Source organism: Pedobacter frigidisoli (assembly GCF_032678525.1).
Taxonomy (GTDB): domain Bacteria; phylum Bacteroidota; class Bacteroidia; order Sphingobacteriales; family Sphingobacteriaceae; genus Pedobacter; species Pedobacter frigidisoli_A.
On sequence record NZ_JAVTSE010000006.1, the window covers coordinates 111941 to 130087 of the forward strand.

Annotated in this window: 19 protein-coding genes and 1 tRNA gene; 14 read left to right on the forward strand and 6 right to left on the reverse strand. The window is 39.6% G+C overall.

All coding sequences use genetic code 11. From position 1 onward, the window contains the following. Positions 1-25: 25 nt before the first annotated feature. Both pssA and rho read right to left on the reverse strand, forming a co-directional pair. Positions 26-718 carry a CDP-diacylglycerol--serine O-phosphatidyltransferase gene (gene pssA, locus R2Q80_RS16835; RefSeq protein WP_316800719.1) on the reverse strand — a complete coding sequence of 231 codons (693 nt, stop codon included), beginning with the start codon at positions 716-718 and terminating at the stop codon, positions 26-28. Between the two features lie 65 nt (positions 719-783). Then, positions 784-2553, reverse strand: coding sequence for a transcription termination factor Rho (rho, locus tag R2Q80_RS16840; protein WP_316800720.1), 1770 nt, complete (start codon positions 2551-2553; stop codon positions 784-786). Positions 2554-2908: 355 nt separating this feature from the next. Between rho and pyrF the strand changes: the two genes are divergently transcribed. From pyrF to R2Q80_RS16865, 5 genes are all read left to right on the forward strand, one after another. Then, positions 2909-3739: an orotidine-5'-phosphate decarboxylase gene (gene pyrF / locus R2Q80_RS16845; RefSeq protein WP_316800721.1), complete on the forward strand. Its 831-nt coding sequence runs from the start codon at positions 2909-2911 to the stop codon at positions 3737-3739. A gap of 83 nt (positions 3740-3822) precedes the next feature. Continuing rightward, a complete protein-coding gene (locus tag R2Q80_RS16850) occupies positions 3823-4725 on the forward strand; it encodes a DMT family transporter (protein ID WP_316800722.1) in 903 nt (300 codons plus the stop codon). A gap of 96 nt (positions 4726-4821) precedes the next feature. After that, positions 4822-6105 (forward strand): DUF2851 family protein, encoded by a 1284-nt coding sequence (locus R2Q80_RS16855; protein WP_316800723.1) that lies wholly within the window; start codon positions 4822-4824, stop codon positions 6103-6105. Between the two features lie 25 nt (positions 6106-6130). Further along, on the forward strand, positions 6131-6352 hold the full coding sequence (locus R2Q80_RS16860; RefSeq protein WP_316800724.1) for a hypothetical protein: 222 nt from the start codon (positions 6131-6133) through the stop codon (positions 6350-6352). A gap of 115 nt (positions 6353-6467) precedes the next feature. Beyond that, positions 6468-6686 carry a PspC domain-containing protein gene (locus R2Q80_RS16865; RefSeq protein ID WP_047799560.1) on the forward strand — a complete coding sequence of 73 codons (219 nt, stop codon included), beginning with the start codon at positions 6468-6470 and terminating at the stop codon, positions 6684-6686. A 3-nt stretch (positions 6687-6689) separates the two neighbouring features. Here the strand turns inward: R2Q80_RS16865 and R2Q80_RS16870 are convergent, their stop codons facing one another. Next, positions 6690-7343 carry an ankyrin repeat domain-containing protein gene (locus R2Q80_RS16870; protein WP_316800725.1) on the reverse strand — a complete coding sequence of 218 codons (654 nt, stop codon included), beginning with the start codon at positions 7341-7343 and terminating at the stop codon, positions 6690-6692. A gap of 382 nt (positions 7344-7725) precedes the next feature. On the opposite strand from R2Q80_RS16870, the gene R2Q80_RS16875 reads away from it, so the two are divergent. The 5 genes from R2Q80_RS16875 (at position 7726) to R2Q80_RS16895 (ending at position 12397) form a co-directional block, all read left to right on the forward strand. Next, a complete protein-coding gene (locus tag R2Q80_RS16875) occupies positions 7726-10353 on the forward strand; it encodes a DNA translocase FtsK (protein WP_316800726.1) in 2628 nt (875 codons plus the stop codon). 58 nt (positions 10354-10411) lie between these two features. Next, complete coding sequence (locus tag R2Q80_RS16880) at positions 10412-11062, forward strand: LolA family protein (RefSeq protein ID WP_047799292.1); 651 nt, start codon at positions 10412-10414, stop codon at positions 11060-11062. A 120-nt stretch (positions 11063-11182) separates the two neighbouring features. Next, on the forward strand, positions 11183-11455 hold the full coding sequence (locus tag R2Q80_RS16885; RefSeq protein WP_047799291.1) for a hypothetical protein: 273 nt from the start codon (positions 11183-11185) through the stop codon (positions 11453-11455). Between the two features lie 48 nt (positions 11456-11503). Further along, a complete protein-coding gene (locus tag R2Q80_RS16890) occupies positions 11504-12268 on the forward strand; it encodes an MBL fold metallo-hydrolase (protein WP_316800727.1) in 765 nt (254 codons plus the stop codon). Positions 12269-12313: 45 nt separating this feature from the next. Further along, positions 12314-12397 (forward strand) — tRNA-Leu (locus tag R2Q80_RS16895). Between the two features lie 63 nt (positions 12398-12460). Here R2Q80_RS16895 and R2Q80_RS21935 read toward each other — a convergent pair. From R2Q80_RS21935 to R2Q80_RS16905, 3 genes are all read right to left on the reverse strand, one after another. Beyond that, complete coding sequence (locus R2Q80_RS21935; RefSeq protein WP_410478757.1) at positions 12461-12646, reverse strand: amidohydrolase family protein; 186 nt, start codon at positions 12644-12646, stop codon at positions 12461-12463. A 204-nt stretch (positions 12647-12850) separates the two neighbouring features. Next, positions 12851-13525, reverse strand: a complete 675-nt coding sequence (locus R2Q80_RS16900; protein WP_316800728.1) for a DUF429 domain-containing protein — start codon at positions 13523-13525, stop codon at positions 12851-12853. Between the two features lie 436 nt (positions 13526-13961). Beyond that, positions 13962-14375: a helix-turn-helix domain-containing protein gene (locus R2Q80_RS16905; protein WP_316800729.1), complete on the reverse strand. Its 414-nt coding sequence runs from the start codon at positions 14373-14375 to the stop codon at positions 13962-13964. A gap of 96 nt (positions 14376-14471) precedes the next feature. Here R2Q80_RS16905 and R2Q80_RS16910 point away from each other — a divergent pair, with 96 nt between their 5' ends. Genes R2Q80_RS16910 through R2Q80_RS16925 form a run of 4 tightly spaced genes read left to right on the forward strand, consistent with a single transcriptional unit; the run spans position 14472 to position 18111 of the window. Then, positions 14472-15566 (forward strand): alkene reductase, encoded by a 1095-nt coding sequence (locus tag R2Q80_RS16910; protein ID WP_316800730.1) that lies wholly within the window; start codon positions 14472-14474, stop codon positions 15564-15566. A gap of 26 nt (positions 15567-15592) precedes the next feature. Further along, positions 15593-16321, forward strand: a complete 729-nt coding sequence (locus tag R2Q80_RS16915) for an SDR family oxidoreductase (protein ID WP_316800731.1) — start codon at positions 15593-15595, stop codon at positions 16319-16321. A 12-nt stretch (positions 16322-16333) separates the two neighbouring features. Further along, positions 16334-17101: an SDR family oxidoreductase gene (locus tag R2Q80_RS16920; RefSeq protein ID WP_316800732.1), complete on the forward strand. Its 768-nt coding sequence runs from the start codon at positions 16334-16336 to the stop codon at positions 17099-17101. An 8-nt stretch (positions 17102-17109) separates the two neighbouring features. Then, the gene (locus R2Q80_RS16925) at positions 17110-18111 is read left to right on the forward strand and encodes an NADP-dependent oxidoreductase (RefSeq protein WP_316800733.1); all 1002 of its coding nucleotides are present in this window, start codon (positions 17110-17112) and stop codon (positions 18109-18111) included. Positions 18112-18147: the final 36 nt, after the last annotated feature.

Consider the following 18147-nt stretch of genomic DNA (forward strand, 5'->3'; position numbering starts at 1 on the left):
TGGTTGATGAGGGTGAAATTTTCCCTTACTTCTCAGACGGTGTTTTGCCCACCCTGAAATGTAGAAATGAGAAACCGATATAGATCACCAGAATAAAGGGCACCGCCACAAATTTTAGCATTGCAATTAATACGGTAGCAAGGATCAAAAAAATAAATTTAATTTTATTTTTCTCCCAGCTCAGGTTTGAAAACTTTAACGAGAAAATTCTGATTTCACTGATGAGTAAAAAACTTGTAACGGCAGTGATGGCAAGAAGTAAGAGTGAAGAACTAATCATCTGTGGATAATCAATAGCAATGAATGACAAGGAGCTGATGAATAAGGTATTCATAGGGGTATTCAAACCGATGAAGTCTTCCGATTGCCTGGTGTCATTATTAAACTTCGCTAGTCGTAGAGCTGAAAAAACAGTGATGATAAAACCAAAATAGGGTAGGAATGGTGACGAGTAATCACTTGACTTCAATAGTTGAAACATCAGTACACCTGGTAAAAAGCCAAAACTGACCATGTCCGCAAGGGAATCAAGATCTTTTCCTATTGCAGATTTTACATTCAGTAGCCGGGCCACCATTCCGTCGAAAAAATCAAAAATCCCCGAGAGGATTACAAAATAGGCTGCGGATTGTAGTTCACCTTTAAATGCAAGAACGATTCCGATACAACCAGAAAACAGGTTTGCACAGGTAATTGCGTTAGGAAGATGCTTTTTCATATGTGGAAGTTGGGAGATGGGAGATGCAAGACGGAATACCATCATCCATCTCCCATGTTACCAATTTAGCTGTTCATCGAAATTAAGAATTCTTCGTTACTCTTAGTTCCTTTTATCTGAGCTTGTACGAATTCCATGGCTTCCTGACTGTTCATGTCGGCCAGGTGATTACGTAAGATCCAAACACGTTGTAAAATATCTCTATCCAATAACAAGTCGTCACGTCGTGTGCTCGAAGCAGTAATGTCGATAGCAGGGAAGATACGTTTGTTCGATAATTTACGGTCTAATTGTAACTCCATGTTACCTGTACCTTTAAACTCTTCGAAAATTACCTCATCCATTTTAGAACCGGTATCGGTTAATGCTGTTGCCAGGATGGTTAACGAACCACCATTTTCAATGTTACGTGCCGCTCCGAAGAAACGTTTCGGTTTATGTAATGCATTCGCATCCACACCACCAGATAATATTTTACCTGATGCAGGAGCAGTAGTATTGTAAGCCCTTGCCAAACGGGTAATTGAATCCAGCAGGATGACCACATCGTGTCCGCTTTCCACCAATCGTTTAGATTTCTCCAATACGATGTTGGCGATTTTAACGTGACGTTCTGCAGGCTCATCGAAAGTAGAGGCAATTACCTCTGCTCTTACACTACGGGCCATATCGGTAACCTCTTCCGGACGCTCATCAATTAACAGGATAATCAGGTACACCTCAGGGTGGTTTTTAGCAATTGCATTTGCAACTTCTTTAAGCAGGTTGGTTTTACCCGTTTTAGGTTGCGCCACAATTAAACCACGTTGTCCTTTACCAATTGGCGTAAACAAATCCATGATACGGGTAGAGTAATTACTGTTATCCGTAAACAGGTTTAGTTTTTCTGTAGGGAAAAGCGGGGTCAGGTAATCAAAAGGAACACGGTCGCGAACCTCTGCAGGAATTCTGCCATTGATTGTTTCCACACGAACAAGTGGGAAATATTTTTCACCTTCTTTCGGAGGACGGATGCTTCCTTTTACAGTATCACCTGTTTTTAAACCAAAAAGTTTGATCTGAGATTGAGATACGTAAATATCATCCGGGGAGGTCAGGTAGTTATAATCTGCTGAGCGAAGGAAACCATAACCATCGGGCATAATTTCTAAAACACCCTCATTAGTGATTACATTATCAAAATCAAGGTTGGAGTAGCTGTTTTCAGTTTTATGATGATTGCCACCTCCAGGTTGTTTTTGCTGGCGGTTATCTTCACGTGGTGCTTTATCCTGTTTTTCTTTTTGCTCAGGTTTTTGCTTTGGGGCCGCAGGTAAAACTTCTGCCGATTCCTCGATCAGTGCTGAAATTGGTTTGCTGCTTACTTCTTCCTGTTCAACAACGCGCTCCGGCTGGCGGTGAGGCTCGTCAAATAGCGTAATTGAATCGCTTTTTCTTTCCACTGGTGCCGGTGAATCGCTTTTAGTAAGTCTGGCTCGTTTTTTAACAGGCTTTTCCTCTGTGGAAGCGGCTGCAATTTTCTGGGTTTTATCTGCTTTAACAGCTTTTGTTTTCGTTACCGGTGCTGCTTCCGTTTCAGTTGGCGTAGCATCCGAATAGGGATCGGCACCTGCTCCGGCATTGGCAGCACTTATAATTTCCTGCTGGTGCAAAAGTACTTCAACAAGGTCTATTTTTCTAAGGGAGTCGGCACCCTCGATGCCATAGTTTTTTGCTAGCTCGCGTAACTCTGGAGTAAGCTTATCATTTAATTCTGTTTTGCTAAACATTCTAAATATATATGTTTCAAGAAATTTTTCATTTGTTATGGCGGATATTTCCTGCCATAAATGCATAGACCTAAAATATTTGTGTTAGTGTAGGCTCTGCGGTTCGTTGTCTATAAAATCTTTAGGATTATAAAACCAGGTGAGTTTGTTAATTTATGTACTCAAAATGGTTTCATAATTGTTTACATGCTGAATGAAAACGATAAAATCGTTTTAAAAAATGGTAACAAAAAACAAGTCTTGATAAAATTTTTCTGGGATATTCAGATAAACGGTTGAGAAATTATGGTGCAATTGTATGTATTTGAAACGTAATCCGCAAGAAAAAGTTTAAATTGTTTATAAAAATAATTCATGTGAAGGTAATTTGCTTGCTCAAAAAACTTAAAAAACCTCATATTTGCACCAAATAAGCCATTGTATGACCAAACAACAACTTTTCGAGCAGATCCAAAAAAAACGTTCTTTTTTATGTGTCGGACTAGATTCTTCACTGGATAAGATTCCTCAGCACCTGTTAAAGTATGAAAACCCGATCCTCGAGTTCAATAAACAAATTATTGATGCAACAAAAGATTTATGTGTGGCTTTTAAACCTAATACGGCATTTTACGAGTGTTATGGAAAAAAAGGTTGGGAAACATTAATTGAAACCTGGAAATATATTCCTGAAGATACTTTTTCAATTGCCGATGCCAAGCGGGGAGATATCGGAAACACCTCGGCCATGTACGCAGAAACCTTTTTTAATGAAAAATCATCTGAAATGAGCTTCGATTCAGTGACAGTAGCACCGTACATGGGCAGCGATTCGGTAATGCCATTTTTAACATTTAAAGATAAATGGGTAATTCTTTTAGCGCTTACTTCCAATACAGGTCACGCTGATTTTCAGTTACAGGAATTAGCCGGTGACAAACTTTTTGAAAAGGTATTAAAAACCTCACAGCAGTGGGCTACCAATGAGCAGATGATGTACGTGGTAGGCGCTACCCGTGGGGCGGCTTTTGCTGATGTGCGTAAACTTGCCCCTGATCATTTTCTGCTCGTACCGGGGGTAGGTGCGCAAGGGGGAGACCTGCAGGAAGTTTGTAAATATGGACTAAATGCCCAGTGTGGATTATTGATCAATTCCTCCAGAGGGATTATTTATGCAGGTAAAGGGGAAGACTTCGCCGAAAAAGCAAGAGAAGAGGCTTTGAAGCTGCAGAAGGAAATGGAAGGGATACTGTCAGCCGCAGGACTTTTATAATTTTATGCAAATCATAATCTTAATGGGCGGGCTCTTTAGGATGAGATACCTTGTCAGCTACGCTGGTTTTAATCCTCCCGAATATGAAACCCAAAATAGACCTTAAACTTATACTTGCCTTAACCGGTGTTGCGCTGATTTGGGGAACAACTTACCTGGGCATTCGGGTGGCTGTTGAAAGCATTCCAGCCTGGTATGTTACCGCCATACGCCAAACCATTGCTTCACTAATCATTCTGGTTATTTTAATTAAGCAAAAAGAATTAAAATGGATCGGGTGGCCGGCCTTTAAAAGACAGATTTTACTGTCGCTGCTAATGGTTGTTGTTGCCAATGGCATGACCACGGTAGCAGAGAAAACCATTCCAAGCGGTTTAACATCGCTAATAAATGCCACCTCACCCTTGATGGTATTTTTAGGGTGTGTATTCCTTGGAATTCAAAAATCAAGTTTAAAAGGATTTATCGGCGTATTCATTGGCTTTCTTGGGATAGTTTTTATATTCAGGGACGGTATCAACGATCTGTTAGAGCCTAATTACCGCAATGGTATTTTATCTTTGGTTGTGGCAGTTTCAGGTTGGACCATTGGTACTATTTATTCAAAAAAACACAGCGGAAAGCCTCAGTACATATTTTTAAATCTGTTTTATCAGTTTGTATTTTCTGCAATTGTGCAGTTTGGACTTGCGTTAATCTTTTCCGGAAATGCCGATGTGGCATCCTGGAAAACATCAAGCATTTTTGCTGCAGTTTACCTCGCCATTTTTGGTTCGGTTCTGGGCTATTTCTGTTATCATTATGCATTGAAAAAGGTATCGGCATCAGAAGTGTCAATTCTGACTTACTTCAATACAGTTATTGCTATATTTTTGGGTTGGCTCATCCTCGATGAACACGTTGATATGGATTTAATTGTAGCAACGATTTTGATTATTGCGGGCGTTTTTATCACCAATTATAAAAAGAAACCTCAAATCGCATAAATCAGACATATCGTTGAATGCCCTTTGTTCAACAACTATTCCAAGCCCGTAATAGATTTTTTTTAAAACTATTGAGAATATATTTTATTTTCAGTAATGAATTTTACTGAAGACTTTCTTCATTATGTATGGCAGTTCAGGTCATTTAAAAACCGGGACCTACAAACATGTGCCGGAGAGTCGCTGAATATCATTTACCAGGGTTTGTTGAACCGAAATGCAGGTCCTGATTTTGGCCATGCTAAAGTTCAGATTGGTAATACGCTTTGGGCCGGAAATGTTGAAATTCATATCAAATCGTCAGATTGGCTAAAGCACAACCATCAAAGCGATTTTGCCTATGAGAATGTCATTCTTCATGTGGTATACGAGAACGACGTTGTGATCAAGCGGATGGATGGGACAGTGTTACCTGTGCTGGAATTGAAATCTCTGATCGATGATGCCCTTATTTCGAGATATGAAACACTCTTTCTAGCTCTTAGTGATTTTCCATGCATTGCACAGATCAAAAATGTAGATCAGCTGGTGATTAACTCGTTTTTGTCGCGTACCCTAATTGAACGCTTTGAGAGCAAAACAGCTGCCGTAATGGAAACTGTAGCGGCGTTGAACGGAAACTGGGATGAAACATTTTACAGGTTTTTAGCCCGTAATTTTGGCTTCAAAGTAAATGCAGTTCCTTTCGAGCTTTTCGCAAAAGCGCTGCCGCAACAAATTCTAGGTAAACACAAAAATAACCAGATGCAGATCGAGGCGCTGGTCTTTGGTACAGCGGGATTCCTGGAGAATGATTATGAGGATGAATATCCTAATCGTTTGAAATTTGAATTTCGTTTTTTGCAAAGCAAATACAATATAAAGCCTATTGAATTTTCCATGTGGAAATTTTTAAGGATGCGTCCGCAGAATTTCCCTTCCCTTCGCCTGGCTCAGTTTGCGGCACTGATTATTAAAGCAAACCATCTTTTTTCGAAAGCGATGGAGATAGAGGATGTGACTGAGCTGCGGGCTTTATTTGAGTCGTTGCCTGTAAATGAATATTGGCTTACGCACTATCATTTCAGGAAAGAAACAGCACGGGTAGGGATACAGATTGGTAAAGCATCGGTCGACAATCTGTTGTTGAATACGGTTGCGTTGTTTTTATTCGCTTATGGCAAGCATACCGGAACGGATGGGTATGTTGCAAGGGCAATAAAACTATTGGAAAGCCTCCCGGCCGAACACAATGCAATTACCGATAAATTTGCAGAAGCAGGTGTTAAAATTGAACATGCCTTTGCCTCTCAGGGAATTTTGCAGCTAAAAAAATACTATTGCGATAATAAGAAATGTATGTGTTGTGGCATTGGTATCAAAATTTTAAAGCAAGCCTAAAACTTTCTAACATCTAATCGGTTTGATGAATATGGAATTCCCACATGAACTTAAAGAACATTACCCTGATAAAATTATTGAAGTTAGAGGGAATGCAGATGCATTGACCGTAATTCTGAACGCAGGTGTAGACATTGAGAAGTTCAAAAATGAACTGAAGAAAAAATATACAGGTTTAGAAGAACAACAGATTTTGTTCATTAAACATGAGGACCGGCAAGATTTCGAAAAATTGATTCTGGAATAATTTCAAATCTCTTTCTACGTTTTAATCAAATATTATTGCTAAATTAGTTATCATAAATAACTAGTTGTTTTGCTTTTGATAGTTTTGTTTTTTAGTGAAATTTAATAAGCTTAAAATGTTCCAGCGAATTATAACTTATTTTGAGCAACAGAGCTTTGGTGTATCTACCTATTTGGCTAACAAGTTAAATATGAGTACAGCAAAAGTTCGCCTCTTTTTTATCTATTCCTCATTTCTCGCTGTAGGTTTTCCTATATTATTTTACTTTCTCGCCGCTGTTGTGCTGGATATCAGGACTTATATGAAGCGGATGCGGTCAAGGATTTGGGAGTAACAATTAATCTTCCCTTAAAATTTCTGCAATTTCATTATAGCCTTTTTCTGCAGCCAGATCTGCAGGCAGTTTTCCTCCCTCCATACGCAGACCAACTTCGGCTCCATGTTCCAGGAGGAGGATAATCATCTCAATATTCCCCAGTTGCGCGGCACTGTGTAGTGGTGCGAGCCCGGCCTTTTGGCAAACGTTAGGATACGCACCTGCATCCAATAACATTTTAGTAATATTAATGTTGTTTGCCGCTACCGCAGAATGTATTGGGAATACGTTGAAACCATTTTTGGAAGCCAGGTTAACTTCTGCTCCTTTCAGTACCAGGAACCTGGCGAGATCTTCGTGACCAAAGTAGCAAGCCAGGCCAAGAGGAGTAAAACCATCTTCCGAAAATTCGTTAAGGCTATCCGGTTTTTGAAAAATCAGTAGAGTAGCCGTATCGAATTTACCTACAGCACAAGCTTCAAACAGGGTCAGATCATCGGTAAATTCGGCAATCACATTTGCAATATCCTGCTTCTTGTAGTAGCAGGCTAAAAGGAGAGGTGATATATTGTGGGACGTATTTGTATTTGCTAATCTTGGGTTTTGAACCAAGGTTGCTTTTACAGCCTGCAAATTACCTGTTTCAATATATTCTTCGAGCTGGGCTATACTCATAATTGCGGTTTTGTTTCAAAAACTGTTTAATTACAGATAATAGACAACAATTTAATTCTAAATATATATAGAGTTATGTTAAATGCAAAATATGGACAACTTCTTTATCGTAATTGATCAAAGCATATCAAATTAATAATAGAAATCTTTCGGCTGCCTTGGGGTATGTTTTAAACAAGAATCCCGTTTTCTCCTCTCGCAGGATAAAACGGGATAAACCTAAAACAAAATCCGTTTCATTTGACAAAACGTACAACTTGTGTGTTGTATTTAAATAGACAGATTTTCTTCGTTAAGGTTTAATATGGGTGGAATATATTATTTATGGTACTAATAAAACTATATCTTTTATATTTGTTAAATATTAATTTGAGTACAGAAAATGGCGATAAGGGGAAACCAGTTTAAAACCAATACGTTTAAAGATAAAGGTGCCGAAAATGCATCGGGGAGGTCGTCTTCTAGTCGCCAGCCTAAAGAGAAAAGGGAATTTCTGCCAAGTTTCGACTTGCAGGACGGGCGTGCAGTAAAAATTGTAGGTTTATTTTTTGTTATCCTTTCTCTTTATTTTTTAATTGCCTTTACCTCATATCTGTTCACCTGGCAGGACGACCAGAGTTATGTTATTGATGCAAACGGTGGCTGGGGAAATCTTTTCAAAACCAGCGAAGAATTAAAAAATTCTGGTGTTATGATTCCTGTGGTTCAAAACTGGTTAGGGAAGTTTGGTGCATTATTGTCTCACCAGTTTATTTACGAGTGGTTTGGAATTGCCTCTTTCTTATTTGTGCTGGCATTTTTTATTATTGGCTACCGCCTTCTTTTTAAAGTTAAAATTCTTTCTATCTCAAAAACACTAGGATATAGCTTTTTCTTTTTACTATTTATTTCATTAACATTAGGATTTGCCCATAGTTTCTGGTCAGAATCACCACATTATGTTGAAGGAGAGTTTGGCTTCTGGAGCAATAGGTTACTGGCTGCGCAAATAGGTGCTGCGGGTGTAGCAGGCTTAATTGCATTTGCAGGTTTAACCATCCTCATTATTGCATACAATATCGACTTCAAGCTACCAGAGCGTAAGGAAAAAGAAGTTTATCTTGATAATGATACGCCGGATTACGTAAATGAAGTGAGGGAGAAATTTGCGCGTAATAAGGAAGTGGAAGAACCTTCCGAATCTATAGAATTTCCGCTTAGGGATAAGCCCAATTTAAATAACGATCGTAAACAACAAAACGTGGTGCTCAAGCCTGGCAGATTCGAAGATCGAGAAGAACCTGAGGATGGCGTCATTGCTCCTGTGGTTCTATCTCCGTTGGCTACTAATTTACCTTTACCCACTCCTCCGGCATCCATACCAGTTGCAGCTGCCGTAGCGGCTTCGATGCCACTGACTGTTGAGCCTGCAATAGAAGAAGAGCATGAACCTGATTTTACGATCGAGAAAACCGAAGAAGAGAAAAAATCTGATGATCTGGTTGAACAGTTTGGTAATTACGATGAAAAACTGGATTTATCCGGTTATAAATATCCTACCATTGATTTACTTGAAAATTACGGTACCAATAAAATTTCTGTAAATGCAGAGGAACTGGAGGCCAATAAGAATAAAATTGTAGAAACGCTTAATCACTACAATATCGAAATCGATAAGATTAAAGCAACGATAGGTCCGACCGTTACGCTTTACGAAATTATCCCTGCACCCGGAGTAAGGATTTCCAAAATCAAAAACCTGGAAGACGATATTGCACTTTCACTGGCGGCTTTGGGGATTCGTATTATTGCGCCAATGCCAGGAAAAGGTACTATAGGTATTGAGGTGCCTAATCAGCATCCGGAAATGGTGCCAATGCGCAGTATTTTAAATACAGAAAAATGGACCAGCAATACGATGGATTTACCTATTGCCTTGGGTAAAACTATCAGCAATGAGGTTTTCATTGCCGATTTGGCCAAAATGCCCCACTTACTGGTAGCAGGTGCTACAGGCCAGGGTAAATCGGTTGGTATCAACTCTATTCTGGTATCGTTACTGTTTAAAAAGCACCCCGCCCAGTTAAAGTTTGTACTGGTAGATCCGAAAAAAGTGGAGTTAACCCTGTTCAACAGAATAGAGCGCCATTTTCTGGCTAAACTCCCAGGAGAAGCTGATGCAATTATTACCGATACCAAAAAAGTTGTCAATACTTTGAACTCTTTGTGTATTGAAATGGATCAACGGTATGATTTATTAAAAGATGCTCAGGTAAGGAATTTAAAGGAGTACAATGATAAGTTCATCAAGCGTAAACTTAATCCGAACAATGGTCACAGGTTTTTACCTTTTATTGTACTGGTGGTAGATGAGTTTGCGGATCTGATGATGACTGCCGGCAAAGAGGTGGAGGCGCCAATTGCCCGATTGGCACAGCTGGCACGTGCTATTGGTATCCATTTGGTTCTGGCTACCCAGCGTCCTTCGGTGAATATTATTACAGGAACAATCAAAGCCAACTTCCCTGCAAGGTTAGCATTCAGGGTACTCTCTAAAATTGATTCACGGACCATTCTTGATAGTGGTGGTGCGGATCAGCTGATTGGACGGGGAGATATGCTTTTGTCCACGGGAAGCGACTTAATCAGGCTACAGTGTGCGTTCGTTGATACACCAGAGGTAGACAGAATTTCCGAATTCATCGGTAATCAGCGTGGTTATGCGGATGCTTATCAGCTTCCAGAATATATCGATGAAGCAGGAGAGGGAAGCAAAGCTGATTTTGATCCTAATGAACGCGATAAGTTTTTTGAAGATGCTGCACGCCTCATCGTGATGCACCAGCAAGGTTCTACTTCACTTATACAACGTAAGCTGAAACTTGGTTATAACCGTGCCGGGCGTATTATTGATCAGCTGGAGGCTGCGGGCATTGTAGGCCCTTTTGAAGGAAGTAAGGCCAGAGAAGTTTTATATCCCGATGAATATTCTTTGGAACAATTCTTGAACGGTATGGATGACAAAGATTAGATTAAACCAATACTAGTTAATCTGCTCTAACGTTTCAACAAAAAATTAAATATACAAGATGAAAAAACTAATTTCGGCATTAATGGTTGTGGTTGCCTTTGCTACCTCAACTTATGCTCAAACCGATGCGAAGGCTAAAGCTATTTTGGCAGAGGTAAGTAAAAAATACAAATCCTACAATATTGTAAAGACTGATTTTACCTTTACTTTAGATAATCCGAAAGCCAAAGTGAAAGAGACTCAGCAGGGTACACTGTATGTAAAGGCAAATTCCAACAAATATAAAGTTGCAATGACTAACCAGGAGTTATTTAGTGATGGTAAAAGCCAGTGGACCTACCTAAAAAAAGATAAAGAAGTTCAGGTGAGCAGCATCGACCCTAATAGTGATGCAATTAATCCGGCCAAAATCTTTACTGTTTATGAAAAAGGCTTTAAATACATCTACACTGGTGACGAGAAAGTGGGTGGCAAAACATATCAAATGATCGATCTTACGCCCGTAGATGCAAAAAAATCGATCTTTAAAGTGAGATTAAGTATAGACAAAACAGCCAAGCAAATTGCAAACGTAGTTTTGTTTGATAAAAACGGAAATAAATACACTTATAATGTGAAAACCTTTTCATCTAACGTGAACGTTCCGGAAACTACTTTTGCTTTTGATGCCAAAAAATATCCTGGTGTTGAGGTTGTCGATTTAAGATAATATTCTTTTCCTTTTTCGGAATGAGATTAAAAGGTTCAGGTATCGTTACCTGAACCTTTTTTTATATCTTTTCGTCGCTGTCTTTATGAATGCTGCTCATATTTCTCTAAGTTTGTTCCAATGTCATTGCCACTAACAAACCATACTTTAGAAAAACTCGAACTGTTGCTTTTTGCGATGGGTTATAAGGTACGTTATGAGAAAGGGAATTTTAAAACAGGATCTTGCCTGCTGGAGCATAACAAAGTTATTGTGGTTAACAAATTTTCTAACCTTGAAGGCAAAATAGCTGCGCTGGTTACACTGGTTAAACAAACCAACGCTGACGAAAATCTTTTGGATGAAAAGCAACGTCAGTTTTACCATTCACTACAGCAAACGGAATTATTTTAATGCACACAGAACAAACAATTTTATGCGTAGAGAGGAGCGTTTTTTAGGATGAAGATTACTTTTTTAGGCACCGGGACCTCGCAGGGAGTTCCAGTAATTGCATGTAATTGTGCTGTGTGTACTTCTACAGATAAAAAAAATAACCGGTTACGGACATCAGTTCTAGTTGAAACAGACGATAAAACCATAGTGGTAGATAGCGGCCCTGATTTTCGCTACCAGCTCTTGCGTGAAGGGGTAAAGGATTTAGATGCTGTATTATTCACTCACGAACATAAAGATCATATCGCGGGCTTGGATGATATCCGTCCCTTTAATTACCTTTTGCACAAGGTTATTGATGTGTACGCTACGGAACGCGTTCAAAATGCTTTAAAAAGGGAATTCTATTACATCTTTGCGGATACTAAATACCACGGATTGCCACAGATTAATCTGCATACTGTGGTAAATGGTGAGGATTTCCAGATTGGTAAAAATACCATAACACCAATTGAAGTGATGCATCATTTGTTGCCAATCACTGGTTATCGTATCGGCGATTTTACATACATCACTGATGCAAAAACCATAACACCAGAAAGTGTGGAAACAATCCGTGGAACAAAAGTCCTTGTAATTAACGCATTGCAGAAGGAAGCCCATATTTCGCACTTCAACCTGAATGAAGCTATTAATTTTGCACAAATGATTGGTGCTGAAATAACTTACCTTACGCATATCAGTCATAATTTAGGACTACATGAACAAGTAGAGCAGGAGTTGCCTGCGAATATCAGACTGGCTTATGACGGTTTAAAAATAGAATTGTAATTCGCTGTTCCGAAAATCTAAAATTAATTTATATTTGCAGCACAAACCCAGGTGGCGAAATTGGTAGACGCACCATCTTGAGGGGGTGGCGCTGGCAACGGCGTGGCAGTTCGAATCTGCTTCTGGGTACAACCGGACTTTGAACATTTCAAAGTCCGGTTTTTTTATGTTAAATCGGCGTTTTTTGCCATGTTATATAGGAGCAATGTCTTTTGTCTTTCCACAAATACCCAATAGATGGCATGTTCGTGATATGCCTAGTGGATTGGCTTCCAGTACAATAAAGTCAGTCTTTTTACCAATTTGTAAAGCACCCTGTTTATCCTTGATGCCAAATATTTTCGCGCCGTTCTGTGTTGTGGGAACAATCGCATCCATCGGGCTTCACCCTGCTTTCACGAAAAGCTCCATTTCCGTGTATTCGTGAAACCCATGTGGCCGGATGGACTTGACAAAGCAAGTACTTTTTTGTTTATCGTTTATACACTCATAAGCATTCCAAACCCATAAAATAGCATCCTCGTCCCTGAAATAAAACTACGATGTAGTTTTGCGTTTGCCCACCATAAATACATATTTAGGTCAATACATACATTTGGGAAGGATCAGGTAACCTTCCTCCAGGGTTCCGATGGCCTCATACTTATTGTCGGCGAAGAAATGGCCTACCAGTGCGGCGGTTATCGCATCAATCTCATCATGGCTGGTCAGTTCAGAGCTAAAATTGCCCTTTAAACCAAATTGCTGTAAACCGTTCATTAGTTGAGGTAAGTCTTTCTGTTTTCTTGGTATGCCCAGAATATCTTGTGCAGCGCCAGGAAAGCTTTCTATCACCGTGTAGCCCAAGGATCGAAAAATGTGGGCCAGCTTAATCCCCCTCAAAGTCAGCTGCTGCATACTCCTGATCAATGGAGGATAAGATCTGATCCCTCTTTTGGACATGATTCGTTCACAAGTTCTGGTTATTCCAAAGGCTGCTCTGCCTGGGTCGTCGTCAAACACCGACAATCGACCAAATGGGAGCGAAAGGGGAGAATCAATTGAAACAACGGCCGGATTTGCAGAGACAGTTTTATTGATAAGATCCTCGTTGGTAAACAATCTTGAGGTGCTGGCCAAATCGCCACGTAATGCGCACCAGCCCGAAGCTTTTTTCTCATTACCGGTAAGGTCAATGCCTACCGAATTAAGTAATGTTCCAGATGTAAAATCAGAAAAACTGAATGGCAATTTTTTATTGCGGTCAATATCTATCATAAGTCTCTTATTTAGACGTGGTATGCAATCTTTAGCTAGTAGATGAGAGCATGCGATTGAAGGGTCAAACTTGCTGATCGAATTAATAAGATCTTAAGTGAACCCTTCGAAATTTTCATAGACTTCGCGAAATTCATCTCAATGATTAGCAAACCATTCTTTGGTATTGTATTTCTTCAGTCCCTTAAGAAAGGTGAAGGTTGTTTTTTAGCATATTTTTTTCAGTTAAAGTCTACCGCCCAGTTTTGCTGCTCAATTTTTTTATTACTAGGAGTATCTTTTTTTCCTGACTGTTCTCGTCATTTTGTGAGAGGATATCTTTGAGGATAGGTTCATGCACCATGATTTGGGATATAATTTAATTTCAGTTCTTTGTTTTTTAATAGTTCTTTCATACCCTTTTATATTCAAAAAACCAATGAGTTTAAGTAATCTTCTAACTATTATTTAACAGCGAAATTGTTTTTTCTCTGATAAAACCTTCCTTGTCTTTTTTTACTTCTTCGAGCATTGCTTTTCTTTCTTTTGGAAGTGCAAAATATTTATCAGCCCATAAGTTGATTTCCATCATCAAGGGAAGTAGGTCAACGCCTTTTGGGGTTAGCTTGTATAAAACTTTCGCTTTGCTTTCCGGATGGCCATGCTTCGTGATTATTCCATTTGTTTCGAGGGTCAGCAATCTGGAAGCCAAAATATTGGTCGCTATTTTTTCATCCGACTTCAAGAAGTCGCCATACGTGCATTCTTTGGCAAACATCAGGTCCCTAACGATCAGCAAAGACCATTTGTCTCCCCAAATATCCAATGAGCTGCTAATAGGGCAGTCAGACCTTTTTTTTATATCCTTCATAAAAAAAAATTATAAAATCACTTGCAAATTAAAAGTTGTTTATATATTTGCACTTGCAAAACGCAAGCAAAATTACTTAATTAAACTATAGATGCAATGGAAAAAGCAATAATTTTTGAACCTTATAGCCTAAGCGGCTTAATGCTGAGCAACCGTCTGGTTATGGCACCAATGACACGTTCCCGTGCCAATAACGAAGGTAATGTAGCTACAGAATTAATAGCAGAGTATTATGCCCAAAGAGCCACAGCAGGACTTATCATTACAGAAGGAACATTCGTGAACGAAGAGGCTATAGGTGTGGTAAATGTGCCCGGAATTTATACAGATGAACAGGTAAAGGGCTGGAAACTAACTACAGAGGCCGTACACCAAAAAAGCGGAAAAATATTCGCACAATTATGGCACACTGGTGCTTATTCGCATCCAGACCTTCACAATGGTAAAAAACCCTTAGCACCATCTCACGTAAATCCAGAGCAACAGGTATTTACTGCTGAAGGTTTTAAAGCATCAGAAACACCCCAGCCCATGACGATCGAGGATATCAAAAGAACAGTTAACGCTTTTAAACAAGCGGCAATCAATGCTTTTGAAGCAGGTTTTGACGGTGTTGAATTGCACGGCGCCAATGGTTATCTGTTACAACAGTTTTTCAGCAAAAACACTAACCTGCGTACAGATGAATATGGTGGTTCGGTAGAAAACCGGGCAAGGATCCTGTTTGATATTTTGGATGAACTGAAACGATCGGTTGACATTACAAAAGTTGGTGTTCGTTTAAATCCTTCGCTAAATGGCATTATGGGCATTCTTGTAGATGATGAAACCATAGCTCTTTATGATTATATCGTAAACAGGTTAAATGACTACGGACTGGCGTACCTGCACCTGATAGAACCTTTTACCGATGTGTCTGCAATCCCAGAGGCGGTACAGGAGGTAGCCAAACATTTCCGTCAGATTTACAAAGGTACCATCATCATCAACCGCGGTTTTAACAAGGAAACAGCAACCAAAGTATTAAATAATGGGGATGCGGATCTGGTGTCCTTTGGTGTTCCATTTTTAGCAAATCCTGATCTAGTTGAAAGATTTAAAGCAAATGCTGCCCTTAACATACCTGACCAGAATACTTTTTATACACCAGGCGAAAAAGGGTATACCGATTATCCAACGTCGGATAAATAACATATAAGTTTTTAAACTCAACAATCATGAAAACAACAGGAAATACAATATTCATCAGCGGCGGAAGTGCCGGTATTGGTTTGGCGATTGCCAAAAAATTAAGTGGGGCAGGTAATCATATAATCATCAATGGACGTGATGAAGCGCGTCTTCAGCACGCCTTAAAAGAATTGAATAGTGCAGTAGCCATTCAGGGCGATTTATCTATAAAAGCAGATAGAGTTCGGATCGCAGAAGATCTGAGAACCAACCATCCAGAGGTTAACATCGTCATCAATAATGCTGGTGCTGCTTTTATGAATGATTTAAGCGATACCAACAATGATGCTGCTGAAAAAGCATACCACGAAATGAATACCAATTACATCAGTGTAATTGATTTTACTGCCTTAACTTTGCCTTTACTTTTACAACAGGAAGAGGCAGCAATCGTAAATGTTTCCTCCATCGCTGTATTCAGGTCAAATAAATATCTGCCAACCTACTCGGCAAGCAAAGCGGCACTGCACAGCTACACGCAGGGGTTGAGAGATACATTTTCAGATAACGAAAATTTAAATATTTATGAGCTTTATCCGCCTTTGGTAAATACCGGGTTTTCTGCAGAAATTGGTGGAGCGAATGGAATTCCGGCGTCGGAAGTGGCAGATGAACTGTTCATCGCATTGGAAAAAGATCAAGTTGAGATTCCGGTTGGCGACACAAAAAAAATCCACGAATTGGTTATTCCAGTTACGGAAAATGTTCCGCATTAATTTCAAGGAGTAATGGATTTAAAAGGAAAAACAATACTCATCACAGGCGGTGGTTCGGGTATAGGACTGGAAGCGGCAAAGCAATTTTTAGAAATTGGGGCAAGTGTTATCATTACGGGCAGAAATCAGGAGAAATTAAATGCAGCAAAGCAATTGTACCCTAGTTTAATTGCCATACAAAGTGATGCGGGTAATGAAGCAGATGCGCAATCTCTTTTCGACAAGGTTAAACAGTTGGGGGGCATTGATATATTGTACAATAATGCCGGTGTTGGTGTTCCGCCTATTAATTTGGGTATAGCAAACGACAAGCATCTCAAAGGCGCTGTTTATGAAATGGAGGTCAATTATTTTGGTGTTATCCGCCTCAATAATCTTTTTATGGAAATGCTCAATTCAAGAAAGGAAGCAGCTATCATTAATACTACCTCCATTTTGAGTATTGTGCCGTCAATGATAGAAGCTACTTATTCGGCATCAAAATCTGCACTGGCCTTCTATACCAAGTCTTTAAGGGGGCATCTACAAATTTTGAACAGCAATGTAAAAGTTTTCGAATTGTTGCCTCCACTGGTGGATACAGAAATGGTTGCAGACCGCGATGATAAAAAAATTAGTCCCGAAAAATTGGTAAAGGAACTGATAAAGGGATTGGAAAAAGACCAATATACCATTCGTGTTGGCGATACGAAGTTGATCTATGTATTGAACCGACTTTTCCCTAAATTGACATTTGGATTGATCAATCCAAAGAAATCAGAAGCAATATTAAAATCATAACCATCAGAATGAAAGCATACACCATTAATAAGTACGGGAAAAAGGAAACGTTACACCTTGACGATGTGCCGGTTCCACAGGTAAAAGACAACGATGTGTTGATAGAGATTCATGCAGCAGGCTTAAACCTATTGGATTCTAAAATAAAATCAGGTGAGTTTAAACTGATTTTACCTTATAGGCTTCCGCTAGTGTTGGGACATGATGTTGCAGGTGTGGTAACCAAGGTGGGGAAAAATGTGAAAAAATTCAAGGTCGGCGATGAAGTTTATTCACGACCTGCCGATTTTCAGATCGGTACATTTGCAGAATTTATTGCCATAGACGAAAAGGACGTTGCGTTTAAAGCCAAAAACCTGACGATGGAGGAAGCCGCATCAATTCCATTGGTAGGGCTGACCGCATGGCAGGCGCTGGTAGAAAAAGCAAATCTTAGAAAAGGGCAAAAAGTTTTCATCCAGGCAGGTTCCGGTGGTGTAGGTACCATTGCCATTCAATTGGCAAAAAACTTGGGTGCAACGGTTGCCACAACGGCCAGCGAAAAAAGTTTTGCCCTGCTTAAGGAACTTGGTGCAGATGTGTTGATTGATTATAAAACACAGGACTTTGAAGATATACTAAAAGACTATGATGCCGTACTGAACAGTCAGGATACGAAAACCCTTGAAAAATCAATCCGCATCCTAAAACCTGAAGGAAAGGCAGTTTCCATTTCTGGTCCGCCAACACCAGAATTTGCAGAAGAAGCAGAAGTACCCTGGTTTGTAAAAATCATTCTTAGACTTATTAGCAGCAGAATCCGCAGGAAAGCAAAAAAACAAAATGTCAACTATACTTTCTTATTTATGAGGGCAGAGGGCGAGCAGTTAAATAAAATCACTGAGCTTATAGAGGCAGGTGCCATTCAACCGATTATAGACAAGGTATTTCCATTTGAGCAAACCAACGAAGCTTTAACTTATGTTGAAAGTGGACGTGCCAAAGGGAAAGTTGTAGTGAAAGTGAAGTAAGGCCATAGCTTCTATCCTGGAATTCTCAGCTCAGAT

Coding starts and splice junctions, on each gene's coding strand:
- R2Q80_RS16870 (WP_316800725.1), bottom strand. CDS start 7,343: ATGAGTATAGCCCAGCTCGAAGAATATATTGAAACAGGTAATTTGCAG.
- R2Q80_RS16855 (WP_316800723.1), top strand. CDS start 4,822: ATGAATTTTACTGAAGACTTTCTTCATTATGTATGGCAGTTCAGGTCA.
- R2Q80_RS16920 (WP_316800732.1), top strand. CDS start 16,334: ATGGATTTAAAAGGAAAAACAATACTCATCACAGGCGGTGGTTCGGGT.
- pssA (WP_316800719.1), bottom strand. CDS start 718: ATGAAAAAGCATCTTCCTAACGCAATTACCTGTGCAAACCTGTTTTCT.
- R2Q80_RS16850 (WP_316800722.1), top strand. CDS start 3,823: ATGAAACCCAAAATAGACCTTAAACTTATACTTGCCTTAACCGGTGTT.
- R2Q80_RS16890 (WP_316800727.1), top strand. CDS start 11,504: ATGAAGATTACTTTTTTAGGCACCGGGACCTCGCAGGGAGTTCCAGTA.
- R2Q80_RS16900 (WP_316800728.1), bottom strand. CDS start 13,525: ATGATAGATATTGACCGCAATAAAAAATTGCCATTCAGTTTTTCTGAT.
- R2Q80_RS16880 (WP_047799292.1), top strand. CDS start 10,412: ATGAAAAAACTAATTTCGGCATTAATGGTTGTGGTTGCCTTTGCTACC.
- R2Q80_RS16925 (WP_316800733.1), top strand. CDS start 17,110: ATGAAAGCATACACCATTAATAAGTACGGGAAAAAGGAAACGTTACAC.
- R2Q80_RS16865 (WP_047799560.1), top strand. CDS start 6,468: ATGTTCCAGCGAATTATAACTTATTTTGAGCAACAGAGCTTTGGTGTA.
- R2Q80_RS16860 (WP_316800724.1), top strand. CDS start 6,131: ATGAATATGGAATTCCCACATGAACTTAAAGAACATTACCCTGATAAA.
- R2Q80_RS16905 (WP_316800729.1), bottom strand. CDS start 14,375: ATGAAGGATATAAAAAAAAGGTCTGACTGCCCTATTAGCAGCTCATTG.
- rho (WP_316800720.1), bottom strand. CDS start 2,553: ATGCATTTATGGCAGGAAATATCCGCCATAACAAATGAAAAATTTCTT.
- R2Q80_RS16885 (WP_047799291.1), top strand. CDS start 11,183: ATGTCATTGCCACTAACAAACCATACTTTAGAAAAACTCGAACTGTTG.
- R2Q80_RS16910 (WP_316800730.1), top strand. CDS start 14,472: ATGGAAAAAGCAATAATTTTTGAACCTTATAGCCTAAGCGGCTTAATG.
- R2Q80_RS16915 (WP_316800731.1), top strand. CDS start 15,593: ATGAAAACAACAGGAAATACAATATTCATCAGCGGCGGAAGTGCCGGT.
- R2Q80_RS16875 (WP_316800726.1), top strand. CDS start 7,726: ATGGCGATAAGGGGAAACCAGTTTAAAACCAATACGTTTAAAGATAAA.
- R2Q80_RS21935 (WP_410478757.1), bottom strand. CDS start 12,646: ATGGATGCGATTGTTCCCACAACACAGAACGGCGCGAAAATATTTGGC.
- pyrF (WP_316800721.1), top strand. CDS start 2,909: ATGACCAAACAACAACTTTTCGAGCAGATCCAAAAAAAACGTTCTTTT.